This window comes from Microbacterium sp. ET2, from assembly GCF_030347395.1.
In the GTDB taxonomy this organism is placed as follows: Bacteria; Actinomycetota; Actinomycetes; order Actinomycetales; family Microbacteriaceae; genus Microbacterium; species Microbacterium albipurpureum.
Genome location: NZ_CP128170.1, coordinates 1,579,986 through 1,601,633 on the forward strand (window position 1 = coordinate 1,579,986; position 21,648 = coordinate 1,601,633).

The following is a 21,648-nucleotide window of genomic DNA, read 5'->3' on the forward strand; positions in this document are numbered from 1 at the left end:
GGTATTGAGGAGGACGGGCACTCGCTCCCCAGCGCGCGGGCCAGCCTCGCTCACGCGCTCCTCGCTGGGACGGGACGCGCATGCATCGACGCGCGCCACGGGTCCGAGCAGCGTGATGAAGGCGTGCAGATAGTAAGAGCCTATGTCGTAGAGGAAACCGCCACCCGGCGCGTAGTAGAAGTCGTGGTTGCGGTGTCAGGCCTCGTGTCCGAGGATCGCCCTCGTCACTGTTACCCGAATTGGGGGCGCCGATGAGGCCCTCGTCGACGGCCCACCGGGCGGCCTGGATGCCTGTACCAAGCACGGTGTCCGGCGAGCAGGCGACCCAAGGTTCTCGCCTTTCGATGAGATCGAGCACCGCCCGCGCCGCCGGGAGGGTGACCGTAAGTCGCTTCGCGACCAGCTTTGCCGCTGCCTCTCGCGGCGACCGGCAGCTTAACCATGTTCTTCACACCGTCGCCCTCACCCGGCTTACGTATCCGGCACAAGATCGGGTTGCGGTAGTAGCGAGCCGAACGCTACCCCGCCCCCCGTCACGCGCGATCTATCCGATAGCAGTACGCGACCTGATCCGGGGTACGCTCCGGGAACGAAAGGTGCAGAGCTGTGCGGTCCCGCTTCACCGCGAGAGGGGTGGAGTCCGCTCCTAGGAGTGTGACGGTGCCGACCTCTCCCGGGTACGCGGAGCCGCCCTCCGCGAGCGCTCGAAGCGCGATACCATCCGGACCGGGTCTCCCGAGCACGGTCGCGTAGACCGTCTCGTTCCGAGCGGTGTATCGGATGTCGCGCTTCGTGTAGTCTGGCCTGCTCTCCGTGAAGTGACCGGCTGCAACCCGCCCGGCATACCACTCTGTCTCGTCCTCTCCGATGAAATGCGACCCTTCATCGCTGAGCCTTCCGTCCCCCTCGCGATCAATCACCCAGGGGCGGGTGCCGTAGACCGCCTCGCCATTCGTCCGAAGCCAGCTTCCGATAGCGGTGAGGGTGTCGGTCAGCTCATCGTCTACCGATCCGTCGGCGCGCTGAGGCACGTTCAGCAGAAGATTGCCGTTGTTGGAGACGACATCCATCAACAGATGGATGACGTACGCATCCGACTTGTACACGGGATTCTGGGCGTCAAAGAACCAATCCCCCAAGCTGGTGTCGTCCTGCCAGGGCCACCGCTGACCAAGACCTGGCTGCCCGCGCTCGACGTCAAGAACGAAGGCGGTCCGCTCCTCGTCGGAGACGGTCTTGATGTTCACTACAACTCCGTCGGAGCCCGGACTCCGCCAAGGGCGGTCCCAGAGACGGGAGTCGTTGAAGTAGTCCGCGATGACTCTTCTTCCTCGGGAACTAGGAGGAACGGCCTCGCACAGACTCCCCTGGTCAAAAGGGAGGCGAGGGTCGTCGAAGTACAACAGGTCGGGCTGGTACCGCCTCGATGCTTCGCGGACTCGCATCCAGAAGTTTCTGACAAATTGCTCGGAGGGTGCGTCACCCGCTGCGCGCGGCGGACCGTACAGATCCGCAGGATCCATTCCCTCCCACCACAACCCGGCCCCGTCCTCGACGCGAGTCGCGCCGTCGTAGGCCCCCTCGGCGTCTCCTCCCCTGGCGGCGTCGTACCAATCCCAGCTCCACGACCCGGCATGGAAGGACAAGCCAAACGGAAGTTGGTGCCTGCGCGCTGCTGCCGCCCATTCGCCGACCACGTCGCGGCGCGGACCCATCCGGGTTGAGTTCCACGGTTGATGAGTGGAGTCCCACAGGTCGATGTTGTCGGCGTGGACCGCCATGGAAACGAAGTACCGGGCGCCCGCGTTCTCGAATAGATCCATGAGATTCTCGGGCGAGAATCGCTCAGCGGTCCAGAGGTTCGCGATATCCTTCCACCCCGCCTTCGACGGATGGCCGTACCGCTCTCGGAAGATTGAGACGATCCGCTCCGCTTTCTGCCTTTCCCACGCTCGGGAACCGGGATACGAGCCGTACATGATGCGCGATACCCAGTCCCCAAGCTCTGGCTGCGCCTGGGGACCCCAGTGCGACCAGATGCCAAACTTGGCGTCGCGGTACCACTCCGGCGTCGCGTGATGCTTGAGGGACTCAAGCGATTGGGTGTACGTGCGGGCGTCGTCGATCATCGGAAGCTCTCTGTTCGTGGACGGTTGATCTGATGGGTGGGTGAGGAATCAACGCAAGGCTCCGCCCAGCGCGATGCCCTTCCGGATATGACGGCTGAAGACGACGTATATGACGAGCAAAGGAAGCATCGCCATCGTTAGCCCGGCGAACAGTGGACCCTGCTCGCTGGTGAACTGACCCTGGAACGACAGCACCCCCACTGGCACGGTCTGGCTGGTCGCAGACTGCAGCAGAACTAGCCCCACCTGCGTCTCCCCCCACACCCACACCGTCGCCAGAATGCCCGCAGCTGCGATGGGCGCCGCCGAGAGCGGCAGAACAATGCGGGTAAAGCTGGCGAAGGGCCCCAGCCCATCGAGAGCCGCCGCATCGCGCAGTTCGTCGGGGAACTCGAGGAAGAATGAATGGAGGATCAGCGCGGACGTGGGCAGCGATAGCCCCCCGTAAAGCACGCCGACGGCAAGAGGCTCGTTCAGCAGGTTCAGCCCGTTGAAGATCCGGAAGAGGGGGATGAGCAGGGCGATCGCCGGGATGATCGTGCCGATGAGGAACAGCATCATCACCCGTCTGCGCCAGCGCTGCGAGAGCAGGGACGTGAAGTAGGCCGCGATCGCCCCGGCCGTCAACGACACCGTGACGGCCGCGATCGTGACGATGAGCGTGTTGCCGAAGTACCGCGAGAAGCCCACACCGCCGAGCGGTCCCTCCCACGCGCGGCTAAAGTTCTCGGGGACCCACGCCCCAGTGAGGCTGAGCGGGTTCGCGTAGATGTCGGCCATGGACCGAAACGACAATAGGACGATGAAGACAAACGGCAACACGACCATTGTTGTCCACACCACCGCGGGGATGTGCGCGAGATAACGCGATGCCCGGCGAAGCCGCTTCATGACTCGGCTCGCGATCGGCTGAGGCGGATCGCGACGATTCCGACGCCGATCAGGACGATGCTGCCGAGCACGCCAATCGCGGCCGCGCTCCCATAATTACTGAAGAAGAACGCTTCGCGGTAGAGCAATACGGGCAGGGTCTGCGTAGCATCGCCCGGCCCGCCCCGCGTCATCGCCCACACGACGGTGAACCCGTTGAAGCTCCAGATAAACTGAAGCATCACGACGATGGTGAGAACCGGCTGGATGCTGGGGAGTGTGATGAACCAGAAGCGTTGCGCCGCCGACGTGCCATCAAGCCGACCTGCTTCGTAGAGACTGACCGGCACCTGCTCCATCGCACCGAGGATCAGCAGGAATGCGAAGGCCGATTCGATCCACACGTTGACCACGACGATCACATACAGCGCCGATTCGGGGTCCGCAAGCCAAGCGGTGCTGGCCGATCCGCCGAACGACTCGATGAGGACGTTGACGATTCCCGTGCCCGGCTGTACCGACAACGCCCAGAAGACGGCTAGAGCCGCAGGCGGTGCAATCGCGGGCAGAAACCAGACGAACTTATAGAAGGAGTTGCGACTCGTCGCGCTGCTGGCGATGGCGGCGAGGACAAGCGCGAGCCCCGTCGTGCCGACGGTGACCAGGACCGCGAAGACGAAGGTGGTGCGGACCGAGCGATAAAAGTCCGGCCGCGATAGCACATCCCCGAAGTTCGCCAGTCCCACCCATTCCACCGGGCCCGCACCGCGCCATGTCGCCAGCGAGAGCCGGACGGTATCGAAGACTGGATAGGCGAAGACGCACGCCAGCAGGATGAGGGCGGGGGCGAGCGCGATCGCCATGGTGAGGGGGGCGACCGATCGCGGGCTGCGCCGAGCTCTCCGAGCAACCCCGTCGCGATCAGAATCACGAGGCTGCGCGCTCAGGCGAGATCGACTTTCCAGGCTCATGAACCGGAACGAGTGAGCTGCAGTTGCGCATCCAGCTCGGCCGCCACCTGCTCCACCGTAGAAGTTCCGGCCAGGATGGCCTGAATCTTCGGGTCGACGAACTGCTGCCCGAGTGAGCCCGGTACGAGCGAGGTCCACCCGCTCGCGACTCCGTTGTCCTCGCCGTAGTTAATCAGGTCGATCACGATCGGCTCGAAGCTCTCTTCCAGGACGTCGAGCGAGACCTGCGTCGCAGGCAGCTCACCGCGGGCGGCGAAGATTTCCTGCTGGAATCGAGGCGACACTAAGAGTTCCAGGAAGGCCTTCGCCATGTCCGGATTCGCCGAGGCCCGCGGCACCACAAGAGTGTTGCCAGCATAGGTGTTGGGCAGAGTCAGTTCTCCTTCAGTCATTGGCGGCAAGAAGAGGTATCCGAGATCGAGATCCAGCCCCTGGTCGTTGGCGAATTGCCCCGGATTGTAGGACCCGCCAATGAGCATGCCCGCCCGCTCCGCGGCGAAGAGCGAAAGCGATGCCTCGCCGTCTTGGCTCAGTGCCCCGTCCTGGAAGACCCCCCGGTCGTACATCTCTTGGATCCGGTCGAGGGTGTCGGTGAAGGCGGGATCGGAGTACTGCGCGCTGACCTCGACGGAGGGTTGCCAGTTCGTCAGGTAGTTCTCCAGCTGCCCCGGTGACGCGGCGGTGGGCAGCAGGCTGTCGACGACCCACCCCCACTGATAGTTGGCGCTTCCTCCTATGGCAAGTGGATCGAATCCACCCGCTCGCAGCGCGTCAGTGATCTCGACGAGGTCGTCGACGGACGCGATCTGGTGGTCCTCCGGCACCTCAATCCCCAGCTGATCAAAGATCGCGGCGTTGTACCAAAGGATGCTGTAAAGGCTTCGGTTGGCTAGAACGACGTTCGGCGTTCCCGTCGGGTTGAGAGCCGCCGCCAAATCTGCGCCGTAGGCTTCTTCGAGGGATGCCGCGGCCCAGACGTCGTTGAGCGGAAGGAGTGCGTCCGCCGCCGACAGCGAGCTGTACGCCGCGGTGTTAGTGGGCACGACGCCGACGTCTGGCGCTCCGTCCGAGGCGAGAACCTGCAAGTTCGTCGTGATCTTCTGCTGGTCGGTGATGGTGACCAGTTCCACGGTCAGACCCTCATTCTCCGCCTCGAGCTGATCAGCGACCGCGCGGAAGCCCTCGCTCAGGGCCGGCAACGTCTGCACCGTCAGCGTCTGCTGATCGTCGGCCGGCTGTGTCTGACCGCCGCACGCGGTAAGCGCGACGGATCCCGTGATAAGGGCGGCTGCGACAACCGCTTTCCGATTAGTCGTTGTCATCCTGGGCCTCCGTTGGTTCACCGGGATATCGATTTATTTGCGTCGGGCAAGTGTGCGCAAACGTTTGTTCAAAAAAGTAGCAGCGCGTGTAAAGGCTGTCAACACCGCGCCGCGTCAGTCGTCGGACGTTGAGCAATGGTCAGGGGTGATGTCGTACCGAGGGCTACCAACACCGAGGCAGATATGAATACGGCTCGCACTCTGCGCGACGCCGTTCGCTGACTTGTTGACATCGGGACAGATGACCGGTTAGATGGGCACGCTCGTCCATCGCCGAGCCAGAAAGCGCGCTCCAAACCGTCATTAAGGCTACACGCGCCCGCTTGCAGTCCCAGCTCGCTTTCGCAGGCACCGTTCTTGTCTTGACTCCGCAGCGTACGGCCGACGCTAGCAATGCCCTTGCTCAGGTCGCACTCGACGCGATCGACGTGCTCGGCTGACAGCCATCGCCCTGCGAGCGTGCAACGCGCCAGGCTGCGTACTGTTCTTCACAAGCACGCATCCGGGTCGCGAATGACGTTCCGTCGGATGCGGGAATCCGGCCCGCGCGGCACGCCACTACCCGGCACCCGCGCGACCTAATAGCGGGCGGAGCGCACTGGCTCGACATGCGGCGCCCATGGAACCCGGGCAACGGCTCGACCGGGAAGGCTGGAAAATCTAGTCGCTAGGCGCGATCTCACGGAAGGCAATCGAGCACTTGTCCGTCGCGAGAAGCACCGTTCACCTAACTTGAAGGCTCAAATCTCCCCGAGCGCCTGCCCAAGCTGCAGATACAACAGCGACACCAGCTGCCCGTCGACGCTGTAACGCACACGCCCGCCGCGCTCCCATTGCTCCCGCGGGGGGTCGGCCACTAGCAACCCGGTATCGAGCATCTTCTCCAGCGCATTGAAGACGGTCGGCGAGGGGACCCCGAGCGCAGCAGAGATCTCAGCGCGAGACGAATTTGGATGCTCTCTCAGGTAGCCGATGATCCCGGTGCGTAGCCGGTTCCCGAACGCTTCGATGGGGTCCTCCGCGCGATCACTGTTCGCGGGGCGGGCGTATTTAGGCACGCCCCATTCTCTCGACAGACCTAGGGGTCCGTCCAGACAACCGCATGAAAAAATGCTTTGCTCAACTGAGTGTAGCTATGTACCATGCACTCATGTCAAGGTTCACGGCGCCGCCTCGAGCACATGATGCTCGACCGGCGCGCTCACCCTTGTCCCCCAAAAGACCTACAGACACCGCCATAAGGGCCGACATAACATCGGGACTCAACGCGACGATGCCGACCCCCGGAGCTCATCGCGCTCTTCCAATGCACTCAATAAATCCCAGATCAGAATTATTTTCACGATCCACTCCTTGCGTGCTTAGGATGCCGGGACAGCGTCTGTCACGACTCGTGACCTGGGTCAGCACATTCGCTGCTCCTAAAGGCGAGGAGCGGACTTGATGGCACGCACGAACCGGCGCAGCATCGCGTGGGCAGTCATCGGTGCAATCGTCCTCATCATCGGCATCGCGGCGCTCACAATCGCCTCGCTGAGCAATGCCGGCTCCACTCCCCCAAGTCCCGAGCCGACAACGACTTCCGCCAGCACTCCCGACCCAACTCCTACGCTCGCAACCGCAGTGGTCGACGAGTCCGTCATCACCCGCGGGTGGGTGCCCGAGCCGGTCACCACGGATCCCGAGACCTACGTCCGCGCGGCACTCGCCGCCGCGGGCACCTTCGACACCACGAAGGCCGAGTACGAGGAGTGGATCGCCTACCTCGGCACGTGGTTCACGCCAGACACGCGCTACGCCTCAGAAGCTGACCGGATCGCCGAACTTGAAGCGGCGAAGCTCGAGACGCGCCAAACCGTCGTTTTGCCTGAAGCAGAGTGGGATTCTCTGGCAGGCGAGAACGGCAGAGTCAGCTCTGTGACGACGGGGGACGTCTCCTTCTCGCCCGTTCCCGAGGACCAGTCGGGGGACATGTCGAGCGGCACAGCCGACATCACCATCACCTTCACGCGTTCCGACGGCGCCGGCGGCGAGGTCTCGTACGAGGAGCAGACCCGCCTCAGCGTGCAGGTGCTGTGCGGAGGGGCATCGGTTCCCACACCCGATTCCAGCCAAGCTGCCGGGGACTGCAAGGTGGTCCGGCTGTTCTCGGAGCCGGTGGAGCCCTGACATGCCGGCCCCGGTTACCGCGATCGCCGCCCTCGGCCGAACGAGGATCGGTCACAAGATCGCGATCGGGGCACTGACCCTCGTTCTTCTCATATCGGCGTTCGCTGCCACTCCGGTTATCGCCATCCCCCTCGCGATCGCGGGCAGCTCGGTCGCAAGCGGGCCTGACACCACACGCCCAGTTCCCGCGGCCAATGGCGATTGGGGCTTCCCTATGGCCGGCCCGTATTCCTTCGGTCGCGGCTTCGGGCACAACCCCGTCACCGGATGCGGGTTCTGCTCCGTCCAGCACAAGGGGTACGACATGTCCCAGGGCTGCGGATCGCCGATCTTCGCCGCCGGTCCAGGCACGGTGCTCAGCGCCGGTGCCCTCAGCGGGTGGGGCAACACCGTCCGCATCGACCACGGCGACGGCCTCATCACCCTCTATGGGCACATGCAGTGGGGCTCACTCCGCGTCAGTGAGGGGCAAGCTGTGACAGCCGGCACGCCCTTGGGCGCCGAGGGCAACACCGGCCGTTCGTTCGGGTGCCATCTCCACTTCGAAGTCATTCACGACGGGGTATCGATCGACCCCGTCCCGTTCATGGCCGCGCGCGGCATCCTCCTGACCTGACAACGAACAAAGGAACCCCTGTGACCGGCATCCTCTCGACCGACGTCGACATCCCCGACATACAACCCGACTTCTCTGCGCCCTTCTTCCAGGGATTCCAGGTCATCGCGTCCTACATCCTCGCCGGCGCGATGCTCGTCGTCCTGATCATGCTGATCATCGCAGGAGCGGCTCTTGCCTTCCGAGGGCTGGCCTCCGACCGAGTCCGCACATGGGCTGGAGAGAACATCCTCTGGATCTTCATCGCTGCCGCGGTCCTGGGTGCCGCGTCTGGGCTCTTCGCCTGGTTTGTGAACTTCGACTTCGGCTTCTGATGAAGCTCTGGCGCACCATCGCGGCTGGGGTGACCCTCGGGCTGACTCTCACGGTCGGCGCGCTGTCGCCTGCGCTGGCAGTCGAAGCGGATGCCGCGTCCCCGCGCGCCACGACAGCGACCGAAATCTCCGGCGAAACGTGGTCGGCACCGTCACACCCGGTCAAGTGCCTCAAGGCCGGCGGACAGATCAGCTGCACTCCCACTGACCCGTCACTGGTCAAACCGCAGCAGTGCTTGATTGGACTCATCTCCGATGGGACCCGCGCGACCGTCTGCACGACCTACGAGGGGCATGTTGATGCCCTCAAGGCGTCGGGCGGTAAGCCCATCACCGTTGCGTACGGCTGCAGCATCGGCGACGTCGTGTGCGTCACGTTTGAGAACGCCGGCCGAGGGATGGCGCTGAGCGCGACCGGAATGATGTTCCTCGTCGCTCAGAATATGCAGTTCGATACGAGCACGTTGCTATGGACAGCAGCGGTCAGCGAATGGTCGTTCTGGCAGTGGGCGATCCTCATGGTGCTCTTCGGTGCCATGGTGTGGGCGTTCGCGGCGGCGATAGTCTCCGGCGATCGTGAGCAGCTCGTCGGCGCACTCCTCCGGTCGTTCATCGCGATCCCCGCGGTTCCGCTCACGCTATGGGTCACCGGGCATCTCCTGAACGCGATCGACGACATGACGTGGTACATCCTCGGCGGGCAAGGCCCGTTCGAGATCTTCACGACCCTGCAAAGCGTCATGTGGGCCGGCGGGCAAGCGAACTACTTCTTCGCCTTCCTCATCCACGGCCTCTTGCTGATCGCCATGCTGCTCTTGGCGCTGGTCTTCGCGTTCCGCAACATCGTGTTGGCCGCACTGATCGCGGTGGGGCCCGTGGCATGGATGCTGTTCCCCGTCCGCGGGGTCGGGCCGCAGTGGGTCGTCCGCTACGTGTCCGCGGTTGTCGTTCTGCTGCTCACCGGCCCGTTGACCGTCGGATTCGTCACCCTCATCATCAACGGGCTCGCTTCGGTGAAGACGATCTGGGACCCGCAAGCGTGGCCACTGCTTATCGGACTCGCCCTCGTTGCGTTTTCACCGTTTGCGATCTTTGGACTGTTCAGCTTCGTTGGAGCGGTCGCCGCGGATGGCATCGGCAGCCGACTCGGCTCGGGTGCCGGGAGGGTCGCTTCCTCCGCCTCTCGCTCGGCCATGCAGCTGCCAACCCGACTCGGCTCGGCCCCTGCGGGGGTAAGCACGAGTGGGGGGCGTGCGACAGCCGGCACAGCACCCTCGGCGCGAGGGCCTCAGACACGTTCGGGCTCGACGCCGTCGGCCCCAACGACCACAAGCGGTCCAGCAGAAAGAAGTGCTGCATCCACGCCGCGACCCACGTCACCTGCGCGGCCGCAGCCCGCCGCACCACCATCAACTCCGCGCCCCGTTGAAAGGAGTCCGCGATGACTTCGACCTCTGACTTGACCCGCCCAGTCCGGCTCCCCCGTCGATCGCGGCAAGGCGTGGTGCTCGGCATGGATCCCTGGCAGCTGGCATTCATCGCCGCCGCTGGCGTCGTCATCCTCATCAGCGTCAATCGATTCGGGCCACTCGGGCTGTTGTGGATGGCCCCTCTCTATCTCGTACTCGGCGCGACGGCGCTGATGACCGTGCACGGCATCTCGGCACCTCGGATGGCGGGGACGTGGGCTATGAAGCAGGTGCGCCACGCGATGGGGGCGACCGCCTACACCTTCCGGCCCGAGCAGCCCAAGCTCATGGGCACGCTCAACCTGCCCGGAACGCGCGCGTCACTGCAACTTTGGGAGAGCGACGGCATCGCGTGCGTCTACAACCCCCACGACCGGAGCGTGTCGGTGACGGCCGAACTCGAGGTGCAGGGGTTCCTCATGCACGACACTCCAGAACGGTTTGATCTCGCGCAGCAGTGGTCCAAGGTGCTCGCTTCGTTCACACAGCGCGCCGGAATCAAGCGGATCACCCTGCAGGAGCGCACTCTCCCGACGACGATCCGAACGGCGCGCGACCACTATGACACGGTCGTCAGCCGCCGAGGACTCAACCCCGCATCGCCCGCGGCTGCCAACTACGAGGAAGTGATGAATCGCTCGGAGCGGTTCGCGGTCGCCCATCGCAACTACCTGACCTTCACCCTCGACCTCGTCTCTCTCGCTCCCCAGGTGAAAGCACTCGGGGGTGGAAAGGACGCGATCATCGACCTCGCGCGGCTAGAGGCCAGCAATCTCGCCGACGCCCTGCAGTCGGCGAAGGTCAAGGTGCGGCGCTGGCTATCTTCGCGTGACCTCGCTGCGCTCAGCCGCCTAGCCATGGATCCGGAGTCGGCGCCGAATGTGCAGAACCGGCCCGACATCCGTGGCGGCGTAGACCCCTCCGCCATCGGCCCCATGTTTCTGGAAGAGCCAAAGGGACGAAACGGAATCGTCTGCTCCGACTCCGGCGTGCACACAACCATGTGGATTCACGAGTGGCCACGCTCCGACGCGCCGGTGGGGTTCGTGGCCCCCCTGGTGTTCGCGCGGCATCCGCACACGCATGCGGCCGTCACCCACATCTTCTCTCTTGTTCTCACTCCTGTCCCCGTGGCGAGTGCATTGCGACGCATCCGCGACGAGAAGAAGGTGTGGCGCGGCAACGAGCGGCTTCGCGCCAAGCGAGGCGCGGATGGATCTGCCGCGGATGCGGCGGACTGGGCCGCCCTTGAGAAGCAAGAGGAGGAGATCGTCGCAGGTCACGGCGAGTTCCGGTACGGCGGATATCTCACAGTGAGCGCCCCGGACGAAGAGCACCTTGACCAGGCCATCGCCGGCATGCGCAACGCGCTCGCGCGTGCGGGGATGGAGGCGCAGATCTTGTACTGCCAGCAGGCGGAAGCGCTCATGGTGAATGCCCTGCCCATCGGCTTGGGGATGAAGTGATGGCTCGCCGTGCCGTCGTCTTTGCTCCGGCCGGCCTCACCGACGAGGAACGCCGCGCCCTCCGACGAGCCGTCTGGGACGCCGAACATAGGCGCCCGGATGCCCGCCCTCCACGACGCGAGCGTGGACTCCCCGAGCCAGCCGTCCCCGGTCCATTCGGCCCCGGCCTGGTAAACGACAATTACTGGAACCTCGTTCGTCCCTCCGTTCCACCCCATCAGGCGACGTCTCAGCACATCGCAGGGATTTACCCGTTCGTGGCCGACGCTGGCCTCGGCTCGCGTGGCCCCATCGTCGGAGTCGACTTAAACGCTGATTCCCTGTGGCACTTTTCCCCGTGGGAGTCCTATACCGACGTCACCGAGCGCGGATCGTTCTCAACCAACATCCTCGTGCTCGGCGCCTACCGGGCAGGGAAGAGCGCCGCCGTGAAAACCCTGGTCACCCGGTCACTCGCATTCGGACACCAGGCCGTCGTCCCCTCTGACGCGAAGGGTGAGTGGGTCGTCATCGCCGACGCCATCCCTGGTGGCACCGTCATCCGTCTCGGCGACGGCACCTCCGCCCGGCTCAATCCGCTCGACCGTGGCCCCCGGCGCAGCAACTCAACAGACGACCAACACGAACAGATGGTCCGACAACGCCGCATCGCAACACTCATCGCCCTCGTCGAGATGGCCCTGGGAAAGACCCGCCTCACCGCCGTCGAGCACGCGGCGATGCATGAAGCGCTTGGCCGCTGCATCCATGACACCAATGACCGCCCGACGCTCCGGGGCGTCTACGACCAACTCGGGCTCATGGTCGCCGACACCGGCGGCGATTTCCGGCTCTCCGAAGGCGCAGTGCAGCCGCGCTTCGTGCTGCGCCGATTCGTTGACGGCGACCTGTCCGGACTCTTCGAGGATGAATCCACGGTGTCGTTCGATCAAGATGCTCCGATCGTCGTGGTCGACACCTCCGAACTGTTTTCGCGTGGTGATCTCGTGGCACAGCTCACTCAGGTGTGTACGACGGCGTGGATTCAGGCGGTCGTCTCCGACCGCTCGGCGAAGCGCACGCGTTACGTCATCCGTGAAGAAGGATGGCGCGACATGACCTCACTGGCTGCTCTGCAGATGTATCAGCAGTGGCTCAAGCTCTCGCGCCACTACGGGATCAGCAACATCGTCATCTTGCACAAGATGGGTGACCTTGACGCTGTGGGCGACGCCGACTCGCAGGAACGGAACCTTGCGTACTCGATCGTCGGTGACATCGAGAACAAGTTCATCTTCCGCGTCAACCACCAGGAGCAGTCCAGCCTCCGCCAGCGCCTGAACATGCTGACCCCGCATGTCGACATGGCGAGACAGCTCGCCAAAGGACAGTTCCTCGCATACGTCGGTCAATACTCCTACCTCGTCGACTGCTTCGCGACGTCCACCGATTGGGAGTACGAGCTGTTCAAGACTGACGAAGCTGTGCAGACCGCAGACCGCCTCGATGCCAATGCTCCGTTGATGGATGCCGCGGAGCTTGGCACCGACTGGCTGAACGCAGCACGGGACGACCCAGACCGGCTAGCGCTCAGGCGGGAAGAGAACGCACGATGAACCAGGGACTGCTCGGCAAGCTGATCGCCATCCTCATTGCGGTTGTTGCCGTGGTGGGACTGGCGACGACCTTCATCGCGGACGCGATCACTTACTGGGTTTGCGGCGAACGGGGTCTGGGGTCGGGCCCGCTTTCCGGACTCTGGCTCGCGCTCACCGGCGACCTGTCAACCTACACCGCGCCCGCCGGGTGCGCGCTTCCCCTTTGGCAAATCCGCGTCGCCGACACGCTCGCCCTGTTCATCGTCGGCGTGCTGGTGATCCTCATCCTGGTCAAGGTTCGGCAGTACCAACAGTCGGATGCGTCTTTCATTGCGGATCTGCGCACGCGGCCCGGGTTCGCGCGCACGGGTGAAATCCGCGAGCACCTGTCCGCGAGGGCCGTTCTCAAGCGCGCTCGTCAGCTGCGACCCGATCTGACGCACCCGCTGCCGTCCGACGTGGGATGGCGGGTCGGGAAGTCGCGTGGCATGGACGTGTACGTGTCGATCGAAGACTCCGTTGCGCTCGAGGGGCCGCCGCGCTCGGGCAAGGGATACCGAGTGTTGATCTCAGCGATCCTCGACTGGTCGGGCCCGCTGGTCACGACCTCGACGACGAACGACAACCTCACCGCCACGATGCGCATGCGACAGAGCCGCGGCGATGTGCACGTCTTCGACCCCCAAGGGCTCTCCGGCATCCGCCACCCTCTCCGCATCAACCTGCTCACCGGGTGCGAAGACCCGCTCGTGGCGATGCAGCGCGGCACCGCGATCATCACCGGGACGGCACTCGGCACCTCGTCGACGAACGCCGAGTGGGCGCAGGCCTCGGGTGTCGTTCTCGGAAGGCTGCTGCACGCTGCGGCCGTCGGAGGGTGCTCGATCGGCGATCTCTACTCGTGGGGCAACAGCCCCACTCTCGCCCGCGACGCGATCGAATACCTTCGCGACGGTGGCGCACCGGGCTGGGCTGAGAGCCTGGAGGCGACGATCGCGGGCGACGACAAGCTCGTCTCATCCATCTGGTTCGGCGTCTCGGGAGCCGTCGCCCCACTTGCCGTCCCCCAGATCCGCGACGCACTCATGCCACGGCCGGGCGACCCCGTGTTCGACGCGCGCGAGTTCCTGCAGGCCCCCAACACCCTGTATCTCATCGGCTCGTCGTCGGGCGCGTCCGCGATGGGCGGGTTTCTCGGAGCGATCGTCGATGACATCGTCGAGGTCGCTCGAGTCCGCGCGCTCGCTTCGCCGGGTTCGCGTCTCGCTCTCCCGCTCGGACTGATCCTGGACGAGATCGCCAACATGTTCCGGTGGGGCAATCTGCCCCGCGTAATGGCCGACGGCGGAGGGCGAGGCATCTGCACCTTCGTCGTCCTGCAGGCCCTCTCACAGGCCGAGACGGCGTGGTCTCGCGCCGAGGCCGACACCATCTGGGCTACGGCGACCGCGAAGGTCCTGCTCGGCGGCGCGTCGCACGTAGATCACCTACGCGATGTGGAGACACTGCTGGGCTCGCGCGATACTCGGCGCACCCAACGGTCGTGGTCGACCCGCGAGGCGGGCCACAACACCAGCGAACAGCACGAACGCCGGCCGCTGATGTCGGTCGACGAGATTCGACGGATGCCGCAGACCACCGGCCTCCTTGCCTACCGCAATCGCCGCGGGGTGCTTCTCGACCTCGCCGGATGGGACGACCGCCGCGACGCGCGGGCAATCCAGTCCGGCAAGCGCGCGACCGAGCAAGAGCAGCAAGGAGTGTTCCGCGACACAGCCGACCGTCCGATGACGGGCCACTCCGCTGATGCCGCCGCAAAGATCGAAGCGCCCGAATGAGCAATCGCCGTGTCACGGGTGCCACCACCTATCGGTCCGATTACCTCCGGTCTCAAGCATGGTTTGCCCGCCGAAATCGGTGGTTCCTGACGGAACAGCGCCGCGGGCGGACCCCGATGTGCGGAGTCTGTGGGGGCGCGGCATCCGCATCGAATCTCGAACTTCACCATCTGGACTACGCGGGGGTGACTCTCGTCGCCGGGAGGTGGCGGGCACAGGAAAGGCACACAGACCTGGTGGCGATGCACCCGACTTGCCACGACCTGGTCCACCGCCTGATCGACCGTGACACAGTCCTTTCGCGCCAACGCACCCGGCGTGACGCGACCACGATCGCCGCTGCACGGATCCGTGATGCGCTCAAGTCCAAGGAGACGCGGTGACCGGCGACGACTGCCAGCCCAGCCGCCTGTTCGCCGACGACGCGGCGGGTCTGCCGCAGCTCCCTGACGACTACCCACGGCCGAGCCGCGGGCCATCGGCGATGATCGGCGGACGTGCGACGAACTGGCGCACCATGAGTGACGAGCAGGCACCCGCCGAGTGGGCAGCATTGCGTGATTGGACCGAGTGGTTCGTGCGTCGATACCGCGTCGCCGAGACAATCGTTCCGCCTTGCTGGTTCCGGCACGGCCAGCTCGTCGAGGAAATCTCGGCCCTCCACTGCGCCCATCGAGCAGCCTATGACCCCTCTGACAGCGGCAACGGTCCGATCGGATGGCACGAGCGGCTCGCTCTTGCGATGCAACGGCTGGCGAAGGCATACGCCGGCGGATGCAGCAACGGACACAGAGAGCATCCCTCCCGCCCGTGGCCGAAGGAGGCCGCCGAGGAGGAGTGGGACGCGTGGATCACACAGAGCCACGCTCACTGAGGCACCGCACGGTGTCACTACAGAAAGGAAGAAGGATGACCACGAAGATTCCCGTCACCATTGAGGGCAACCTCACCGGTGACCCTGAACACGGTGCGAGCGACGCCGGCAACGAGTACGCCCGCTTCACGGTCGCAGTCAATGACCGCCGTCTCAACGAAACGACAGGTCGTTGGGAGGATGCTGGCACGGTCTACCACCGCGTGGTGGTGTTCAGTCAGCAGTCGCGCCACGTCTCCGAGTCGCTCCGCAAGGGAGACAGCGTGATCGTCGCCGGCGATCTGCGGTTTGGGTCGTACACCGACAAGGAGACCGGACAGACTCGCGAGACGCGAGACATCGTTGCGGACACCGTCGGCGCCTCGCTCAGATACACGAGCGTGGACGTGGCGCGCGCCCCAAAAGCAACTAGCCCCGAGACTGGCGCCTCGGGGCCGGTAGCAACACCGGCCTCGTACGCCGGTGCTGGGGTTGCGCGCTGACCCATCAGGACAGGAGAGCGGCGCGGGAGTCATCGTACTCCCGCGCCGCTCTTTGCCTAGGCCTGCCCTCGGGAAACAAGCGCAGCTGGGAGCTTCCTCTCTGCGAGCTGAGCCACGTACACATCTAGAATCTTGGCCGGTTGCCGGCAGCGAGACAGGGAGGCTGCTCAGGTCCATGGCGTTCGGCGCGCAGATGCGTATCAAGCGGCGATGGGTCCGCTATGCGCGCATGTTCCTTGTCCCAACGACGCCACTTCGTCGGCGTGTCGGTCCGGAGTACTGCGGTGAACCTAACGAAGGACCTCGCCGTGCATGAGTCGTTGGTAGGCCGCTTCAAAGGGTTCGTCTACTTCGAGATCGAATAGAACCCGGAGGTGCCAACCAGCGTCAAGGGGGTTCACTCGCTCAACGTGAGCGTGGCACCGACCCGAATCTGAGCGAGTGAACGGTTCAACAAGTCGCGCGAGCCAGTTCGGGAGGTAGCCAATCGCGTCGCCGGTTGGGGTAACCAGGAGTGCAGCGGCAGGATCCCATGTGTTTCCGATCTCACGCGTGACGTGCAGTTCGTCACCGGCGTGGAGGTCCGAAAGCAGTCTCTCCAGTCCTTCGGCTGAGTAGCGACCACTCCGGGTGGAGCCCAGATCCACCTCCTTGAGCGCGAGATGCCTTACGCCGGCCACCATCGCACGGCAACCCCAGCCTGCAGATGTTTTGCGAGGAAAGGGCTGCAGCTGGAGTGTGTCGCCAGCCGACTCTCCGCCAGACCGTGTGAGCAACTCCCACGGCGTGGCGCGCTCCGGGTCTAGATCGAGCTCGGTGACATACCGGGCATAGTCTGGCCGGGAGGGGTCGAGGACTCGCTCCTTGAAAAGGGTGAAGAGAGCCGCACTTTCGTATTTCTTGTCGAGATCCGGGAACCCCATGAGCGGGCGAAAGCCTGCGAGATCGTGGACGCTAGACAGATAGGAGAAGCGGTAGACCTCGCCGTCGAAGGAGAGGACGCCGACGGGGCGTAGAGCCCGCGTCGATGGCTGCTGCCATTTAACGAGCAGCTGAGCAAGGTGCGTGTCAGCCGCAAAAGGTTCAGCGACTGCAGTCGATGGCATCAGCGATCCTCCTTGCATTGACGGTTAGTAGAGCTACTGCGAACATACGCGTGGCCTCGGACACTGCGTCGGACTGCGGCACCACGTTCTCAAAGTTCTCCGCCGCAACGTCGTCCACGAGCTGGTCCAGGCGACGTCTTCCGGCATCGCTCGTAAGGCGATACATCCGGGCGGCGACGCTTACTAGCGTATTTCTCCGGTCGCCGTCGAGGCGCTTCGCCAGTCCGTTGCGAGCGTAAGTCCGACACCCATCAAAAAGATGTCGCTTGCGATCGATGTCTCGCAGCTGGAACCCGAGCGAGTTTTCCATGTCGTATGAGGGCGCCAACGAGTCGTCCATCGGTGACTCGCCACGCAAGATGGACCAGTTCTCTTCATGACGGTCCCCGTTGGCGATGAGTGTATCCAAGAGCAGGAAGGCCGCGAACAGGTCCGACGCCGTGCACCCACCCCATGAGGTGGCTGATGGCGGCGGACGCAACCCGTCGAGCGCGACGATGATGTTATCGATGGAGTGACCGATCGTCGCGGGCCCGTCGTGAACTTCGCGCCGGAGCTCGATGCCGCGATCGAGCAGGGCCAATGTGCCGCTGTGCATCTCGTACCCCAGCGGGCGAACGTTTCTGACGAGAACACCCTCCTCGCCGTCACGTGACGCAAGGCGTGCTTCGGCTGAAGGCAACCGAAGCCGAGCGGCGACGAGAGACGCGATCACCTCGGTCCAATCGCCTACCTGGCGTGTACCGTTCGCGTGGGTATGGACCGGCTTGAAGAGCCACTCCGATTGTGGGTCGGTCCGGCTACCTCCGTCTTCGAGTAGCCAATTCTTCGCCGCCGCGCCACGCTGTTCGACGCGAAGCACCTCCCAGTCGTCGACAGACTGTCGCACAACGGGGTTCATGCTTTCAGCCTATTGAGCCACGGTGACTCCGACGACGCAACGCCGCGGTTCCGAATTGTCGCAGGCAAAGCACTACGGCGCTGAACGGTGAGCGCATCCGGCAGAACATGACGCGTCGGCGGGCTCGCATACTCGGCAGCAACGCGCATGAGCCGCAACCGACGCAGTGGGCACCGCGCGGACGGCTCCCAGAGGTACGCGAGTGGATCCCATGGGAAGACGAGCCCACCTCCCGCATCCCAGCCAAAGCTGACGGTTGGAACAACCGCGTCGTCACCGTCGATTCGGAAACCGCCGACGGTCGACGCAGCGTTGTCGTGTGGCGCAACCCGGTCACGCACCGCCCTCCCAAGTGAACATGGAAGTGATCGCGTGGCCTTCAGGTCACGACAGCCCCGGCGTCGGGCCACTTCGCGGCACCGTCGATCCGGCGAGGACGTAGGGCCCTTCCGAATCCACGAATCGCGCCGCCCGCCGCAACTCTGTAATCGCCGACGCGCGGGAGTCTTCGATCGACACCACAATCGGGCTTCGCGTCATACTCTCCGCGATGGCCGCGACAGCGGCATCCCTTGTCCGGGCGATAGCGATCGCCTCGTTGTGGACTCGACCGCGTGTCATTCCGACATACAGCCCCGACGCATCCACACCCGGACCGACGATTGAAGCATCGGTCGTCTCCCCTTGTATGCCGTGGACTGTGGACGCGTAAGCGAGATGCACGTGCGAGGCGGCGTATTCAGTGGAGATGCGACGGATGTCAGCGCTATCGGTGAGGCTGACGAGGTCGATGCTGCCGGGACGGATGCGACGGATGGTCCAGACCGCGCGATTCTCAACGTCCGTGGCCCTGTCGTTGCGGCGTGTCTGCACGACGTCGCCTTCAAGCAGTCGTTGCTCGCCACGTCCGACGGCCACCCGGTTCAAACGCAGCTGGCCGAGGTCCAGCCGCCGCTGTTGGATCGCGTCGTTGACGGCGTCTGCTTCCTCGTTCGTTTCGGTGACGAGCGCCGCTCGCTTGTGCCGACTCGCCCACCGAAAGTACGCCTCGACCATCAGGCCACGGGCACCGCTCTGGTCATCGACGCGATGTATGAGTCCTCGATCGTCCAATTCGGCGGCGACGGCGAGCGCAGCATCCATCGATCCTGGTTCCCTGAGCCGGAGTGTCAGCGCCGCGTACTCCTGGTCGCTGAAGCGATGCACTGCGCTGAGTTCGACGACAGAACCGCTGCGGCGAGCCATCGTCGCCATGGCACCCGAGTGGCCCACGGGCATGGCCTGGAGATGGTCACCCACCATCGCCAGGCCAGCGCCAGTCTCGAGAGCGAGCGCGGCGAGGGCGTTGGCCGTGTGGAGATCGAGCATGCCGGCTTCGTCAATGACGATGCGGTCGTCGTGGTTGATTGGGTAGCGGGTCGACCCCGGGTAGGGAGCGCCCGTGGTGGGGTCGATGTCGCCGGGGATGAGGCGTGTCCAGGTCTCCGCCCCGGCGGGGTTGCGCCCCCAGCGCCATCCATGGTCGGCAAGTAGCGCGTGTACCGACGAGGCGGGTGCGCCGACCTCGCGACCCGCAACCGAAGCCGCCTTCCGAGTCGGCGCGACAACGATGAGCCGACGACGCTGGAGGGTGAGTGCGGCGTACGCGACACGGAGCATCGTCGTCTTCCCCGTGCCAGCCGGTCCGGTGATGGTCACGAGCCGGTCAGTGCCGGCGATGGCACCAGCGGCCTCAGCCTGCGCGGAGTCGAGGACGACACCTGGTGGCAGTTCTGGCTCTGAGACCAGTCGCATCGCCTCGGGTGACAGCGCGGCTCCAACGATGTTGAGCGAGTCGAACCGGCGGGCAAGCTCGACCTTGAGCGCAGCGGTGAGCGCCGCCATGTACCCCTTGATGTGTTGAGGCCGGTCTACGGCGTCGTCGAGCAGGTCGACCGTGTGAGCGAGCGAACGCGATACGACAGCGTCGATCGTCGCCTGAAGCGCGTGACGGTGGGCGACGACCCCGGATGCCGCCACCGCACGCGTCGCTCCCGCGCGGAGATCGTACAAGCTAAGGCGCCCGCCGTAGCCCGCCGAGCGGTCATCGGCGTCCACGATCGCTCGAGCGGCGAGCAGATCGAGATCGATGTTCTCGACGTCGACAGCCCGCACTGCGACGGACGCGCGTTCCGCCAGCAGCCCGGGGTCGATCGCGGCTAACTCATCGCGGACCGTCTGCTCCCAGGCATCCTCCTTCAGTCCCTTCGGCTTGCCGGGCCGCTCCTTCGCCCACGCCCGACGATCGATCTGCTGCAGGATGTCACGGCTGGGTTCTTGTCCCGGGTGATGGTCGCGCCACTCGGCAAGAAGTGTCGCGCGGTTGGCTTCGATCTGATTGGACCGGCGTGACAGGGCCGGCCTGGCGTGTGCGACCTGCGCGACTTCCCCGTCAGCGCCGAGCGTGTAGCCGTGTCGCGCCAGGGCGGCGATCCACCCGGGGTCGGTGCGGGCCGCGACCTCTCCTTCAGCGTTGATGAGCGTGTGCAGCCGCATCGCCACGCGCGAATCGACGTTCGACCACTTCCCGTCGTCCCCGAGAACCTTGACGCTGAGCCAAAGGTGCCGGTGCACGTGCGGATCGAGTGCCCGTGACCGCCGATGCTGGAGCTCCACAACCTCGATCTGATGGAGTGGCTGTCGGATGCTGCCGCCCGCCCCTCGACGAGCGTTCAGCTCATGTTGCCACGTGGTGATGATGCGATGTCGCAAGCGGTCCTGCAGGGCCTCGAACTCGGCTGCCAGCTCTGGATGCAGCAGCGCGACCAGGCTGTACGACTTCGGGGCGTTGATCGTGCCGTCGAGCACGAGATCGGCGTCGGGTGACAGGAGCTCGCGTCCGCGGCGCTCGCCGGTGAGAGGGTCGCGCCCGTCGACCCAGTCGGCAAGCTGAGGACGATTCAGCTGGTCGGCGGCGACACTCCCGCCAGCAACAATGAATCGGGTGACCACTGCCTCACCGCCATACTCCGTCAACGCGTCGACGCCGCGCGACAGGCGCGATGTGGCGTCACACCCTCCTGTCAGCGCGTATGCGATCGCGGAGCGGATGCCGTGAGACTCAATTCCACGCTTCCATCGTTCGAGCCCGCCACGCATAAGGCCAGGGTACTTGTTTTTGCGATACCGCAACACTGATTCACGTAAAGTGCCTGCGTGCATCGTTGTTCTGGTGGGCTAAGGGGGCGGCACTGGCCGGGCTGTGTTTGGGACCTCGGGTTGCCGTCGGTGGCGCATGAGCGTCGATCTTCGACCGGCTGTTAGGGTTTCGATCTCATGGTCGACGATCCGATTGCAGACGGGGTGACCCCGCGCTGCCCCGAGTGCGGGGCCGTGCTGCGGGATGCCGGCACTGCCTACGCGTGCCACTCCTGCCGCATCGTCGTGGTGAGCACCATCCCCGTGTTTCCTCCCCTCAGGCGCCCGTCAGCAGCGGGGTGATCCAGCCGACCGAAGTCTCCCGTAACGGGAGAATGGCGGCACGAGGTTTCAACGTCCGCATGCC

At 64.8% G+C, this 21,648-nt stretch carries 17 protein-coding genes; 9 read left to right on the plus strand and 8 right to left on the minus strand.

Annotation, left to right across the window (positions count from 1 at the left end):
* Positions 1 to 533: 533 nt before the first annotated feature.
* The 5 genes from QSU92_RS07620 to QSU92_RS07640 all read right to left on the minus strand — a co-directional run bounded on the left by QSU92_RS07620 (position 534) and on the right by QSU92_RS07640 (position 6,350).
* Positions 534 to 2,129, minus strand: coding sequence for an alpha-L-fucosidase (locus tag QSU92_RS07620; protein ID WP_289265578.1), 1,596 nt, complete (start codon positions 2,127 to 2,129; stop codon positions 534 to 536).
* 48 nt (positions 2,130 to 2,177) lie between these two features.
* Positions 2,178 to 3,020 (minus strand): carbohydrate ABC transporter permease, encoded by an 843-nt coding sequence (locus tag QSU92_RS07625; protein WP_289265579.1) that lies wholly within the window; start codon positions 3,018 to 3,020, stop codon positions 2,178 to 2,180.
* Positions 3,017 to 3,862: a carbohydrate ABC transporter permease gene (locus tag QSU92_RS07630; RefSeq protein WP_289265580.1), complete on the minus strand. Its 846-nt coding sequence runs from the start codon at positions 3,860 to 3,862 to the stop codon at positions 3,017 to 3,019. Before QSU92_RS07630 ends, QSU92_RS07625 begins: the two co-directional genes overlap by 4 nt.
* A 104-nt stretch (positions 3,863 to 3,966) precedes the next feature.
* Positions 3,967 to 5,292 carry an ABC transporter substrate-binding protein gene (locus QSU92_RS07635; protein WP_289265581.1) on the minus strand — a complete coding sequence of 442 codons (1,326 nt, stop codon included), beginning with the start codon at positions 5,290 to 5,292 and terminating at the stop codon, positions 3,967 to 3,969.
* 740 nt (positions 5,293 to 6,032) lie between these two features.
* Positions 6,033 to 6,350, minus strand: coding sequence for a winged helix-turn-helix domain-containing protein (locus QSU92_RS07640; protein ID WP_289265582.1), 318 nt, complete (start codon positions 6,348 to 6,350; stop codon positions 6,033 to 6,035).
* Positions 6,351 to 6,735: 385 nt separating this feature from the next.
* Between QSU92_RS07640 and QSU92_RS07645 the strand changes: the two genes are divergently transcribed.
* The 9 genes from QSU92_RS07645 to QSU92_RS07685 all read left to right on the plus strand — a co-directional run bounded on the left by QSU92_RS07645 (position 6,736) and on the right by QSU92_RS07685 (position 16,097).
* A complete protein-coding gene (locus tag QSU92_RS07645) occupies positions 6,736 to 7,461 on the plus strand; it encodes a hypothetical protein (RefSeq protein WP_289265584.1) in 726 nt (241 codons plus the stop codon).
* A 1-nt stretch (position 7,462) separates the two neighbouring features.
* Positions 7,463 to 8,077 carry a M23 family metallopeptidase gene (locus tag QSU92_RS07650; protein ID WP_289265586.1) on the plus strand — a complete coding sequence of 205 codons (615 nt, stop codon included), beginning with the start codon at positions 7,463 to 7,465 and terminating at the stop codon, positions 8,075 to 8,077.
* A gap of 20 nt (positions 8,078 to 8,097) precedes the next feature.
* On the plus strand, positions 8,098 to 8,391 hold the full coding sequence (locus QSU92_RS07655) for a hypothetical protein (RefSeq protein ID WP_179559642.1): 294 nt from the start codon (positions 8,098 to 8,100) through the stop codon (positions 8,389 to 8,391).
* Positions 8,391 to 9,836, plus strand: a complete 1,446-nt coding sequence (locus tag QSU92_RS07660) for a hypothetical protein (protein WP_289265590.1) — start codon at positions 8,391 to 8,393, stop codon at positions 9,834 to 9,836. Before QSU92_RS07655 ends, QSU92_RS07660 begins: the two co-directional genes overlap by 1 nt.
* A gap of 68 nt (positions 9,837 to 9,904) precedes the next feature.
* Entirely contained in the window at positions 9,905 to 11,326 is a 1,422-nt protein-coding gene (locus QSU92_RS07665; RefSeq protein WP_333783464.1) for an SCO6880 family protein, read from the plus strand.
* A complete protein-coding gene (locus QSU92_RS07670; RefSeq protein ID WP_289265595.1) occupies positions 11,326 to 12,921 on the plus strand; it encodes a hypothetical protein in 1,596 nt (531 codons plus the stop codon). The genes QSU92_RS07665 and QSU92_RS07670 overlap by 1 nt, the downstream gene beginning before the upstream one ends.
* Positions 12,918 to 14,741, plus strand: coding sequence for a type IV secretory system conjugative DNA transfer family protein (locus tag QSU92_RS07675; RefSeq protein WP_289265596.1), 1,824 nt, complete (start codon positions 12,918 to 12,920; stop codon positions 14,739 to 14,741). The genes QSU92_RS07670 and QSU92_RS07675 overlap by 4 nt, the downstream gene beginning before the upstream one ends.
* Before the next feature lie 379 nt (positions 14,742 to 15,120).
* Entirely contained in the window at positions 15,121 to 15,615 is a 495-nt protein-coding gene (locus QSU92_RS07680) for a hypothetical protein (RefSeq protein ID WP_289265597.1), read from the plus strand.
* 35 nt (positions 15,616 to 15,650) lie between these two features.
* Positions 15,651 to 16,097: a single-stranded DNA-binding protein gene (locus QSU92_RS07685; protein WP_289265598.1), complete on the plus strand. Its 447-nt coding sequence runs from the start codon at positions 15,651 to 15,653 to the stop codon at positions 16,095 to 16,097.
* 290 nt (positions 16,098 to 16,387) lie between these two features.
* Here the strand turns inward: QSU92_RS07685 and QSU92_RS07690 are convergent, their stop codons facing one another.
* From QSU92_RS07690 to QSU92_RS07700, 3 genes are all read right to left on the minus strand, one after another.
* Positions 16,388 to 17,203 (minus strand): HIRAN domain-containing protein, encoded by an 816-nt coding sequence (locus QSU92_RS07690; protein ID WP_289265599.1) that lies wholly within the window; start codon positions 17,201 to 17,203, stop codon positions 16,388 to 16,390.
* Positions 17,181 to 18,104, minus strand: coding sequence for a HipA domain-containing protein (locus QSU92_RS07695; protein ID WP_289265600.1), 924 nt, complete (start codon positions 18,102 to 18,104; stop codon positions 17,181 to 17,183). Before QSU92_RS07695 ends, QSU92_RS07690 begins: the two co-directional genes overlap by 23 nt.
* A gap of 384 nt (positions 18,105 to 18,488) precedes the next feature.
* Positions 18,489 to 21,095, minus strand: a complete 2,607-nt coding sequence (locus QSU92_RS07700; RefSeq protein WP_289265601.1) for an AAA family ATPase — start codon at positions 21,093 to 21,095, stop codon at positions 18,489 to 18,491.
* Positions 21,096 to 21,648 lie beyond the last annotated feature (553 nt).

Bases quoted from the DNA above. Each gene is read 5' to 3' on its own strand.
- QSU92_RS07620 (WP_289265578.1), bottom strand. From the start codon at position 2,129: ATGATCGACGACGCCCGCACGTACACCCAATCGCTTGAGTCCCTCAAG.
- QSU92_RS07625 (WP_289265579.1), bottom strand. From the start codon at position 3,020: ATGAAGCGGCTTCGCCGGGCATCGCGTTATCTCGCGCACATCCCCGCG.
- QSU92_RS07630 (WP_289265580.1), bottom strand. From the start codon at position 3,862: ATGGCGATCGCGCTCGCCCCCGCCCTCATCCTGCTGGCGTGCGTCTTC.
- QSU92_RS07635 (WP_289265581.1), bottom strand. From the start codon at position 5,292: ATGACAACGACTAATCGGAAAGCGGTTGTCGCAGCCGCCCTTATCACG.
- QSU92_RS07645 (WP_289265584.1), top strand. From the start codon at position 6,736: ATGGCACGCACGAACCGGCGCAGCATCGCGTGGGCAGTCATCGGTGCA.
- QSU92_RS07650 (WP_289265586.1), top strand. From the start codon at position 7,463: ATGCCGGCCCCGGTTACCGCGATCGCCGCCCTCGGCCGAACGAGGATC.
- QSU92_RS07660 (WP_289265590.1), top strand. From the start codon at position 8,391: ATGAAGCTCTGGCGCACCATCGCGGCTGGGGTGACCCTCGGGCTGACT.
- QSU92_RS07665 (WP_333783464.1), top strand. From the start codon at position 9,905: ATGGATCCCTGGCAGCTGGCATTCATCGCCGCCGCTGGCGTCGTCATC.
- QSU92_RS07670 (WP_289265595.1), top strand. From the start codon at position 11,326: ATGGCTCGCCGTGCCGTCGTCTTTGCTCCGGCCGGCCTCACCGACGAG.
- QSU92_RS07675 (WP_289265596.1), top strand. From the start codon at position 12,918: ATGAACCAGGGACTGCTCGGCAAGCTGATCGCCATCCTCATTGCGGTT.
- QSU92_RS07685 (WP_289265598.1), top strand. From the start codon at position 15,651: ATGACCACGAAGATTCCCGTCACCATTGAGGGCAACCTCACCGGTGAC.
- QSU92_RS07690 (WP_289265599.1), bottom strand. From the start codon at position 17,203: ATGCCATCGACTGCAGTCGCTGAACCTTTTGCGGCTGACACGCACCTT.
- QSU92_RS07695 (WP_289265600.1), bottom strand. From the start codon at position 18,104: ATGAACCCCGTTGTGCGACAGTCTGTCGACGACTGGGAGGTGCTTCGC.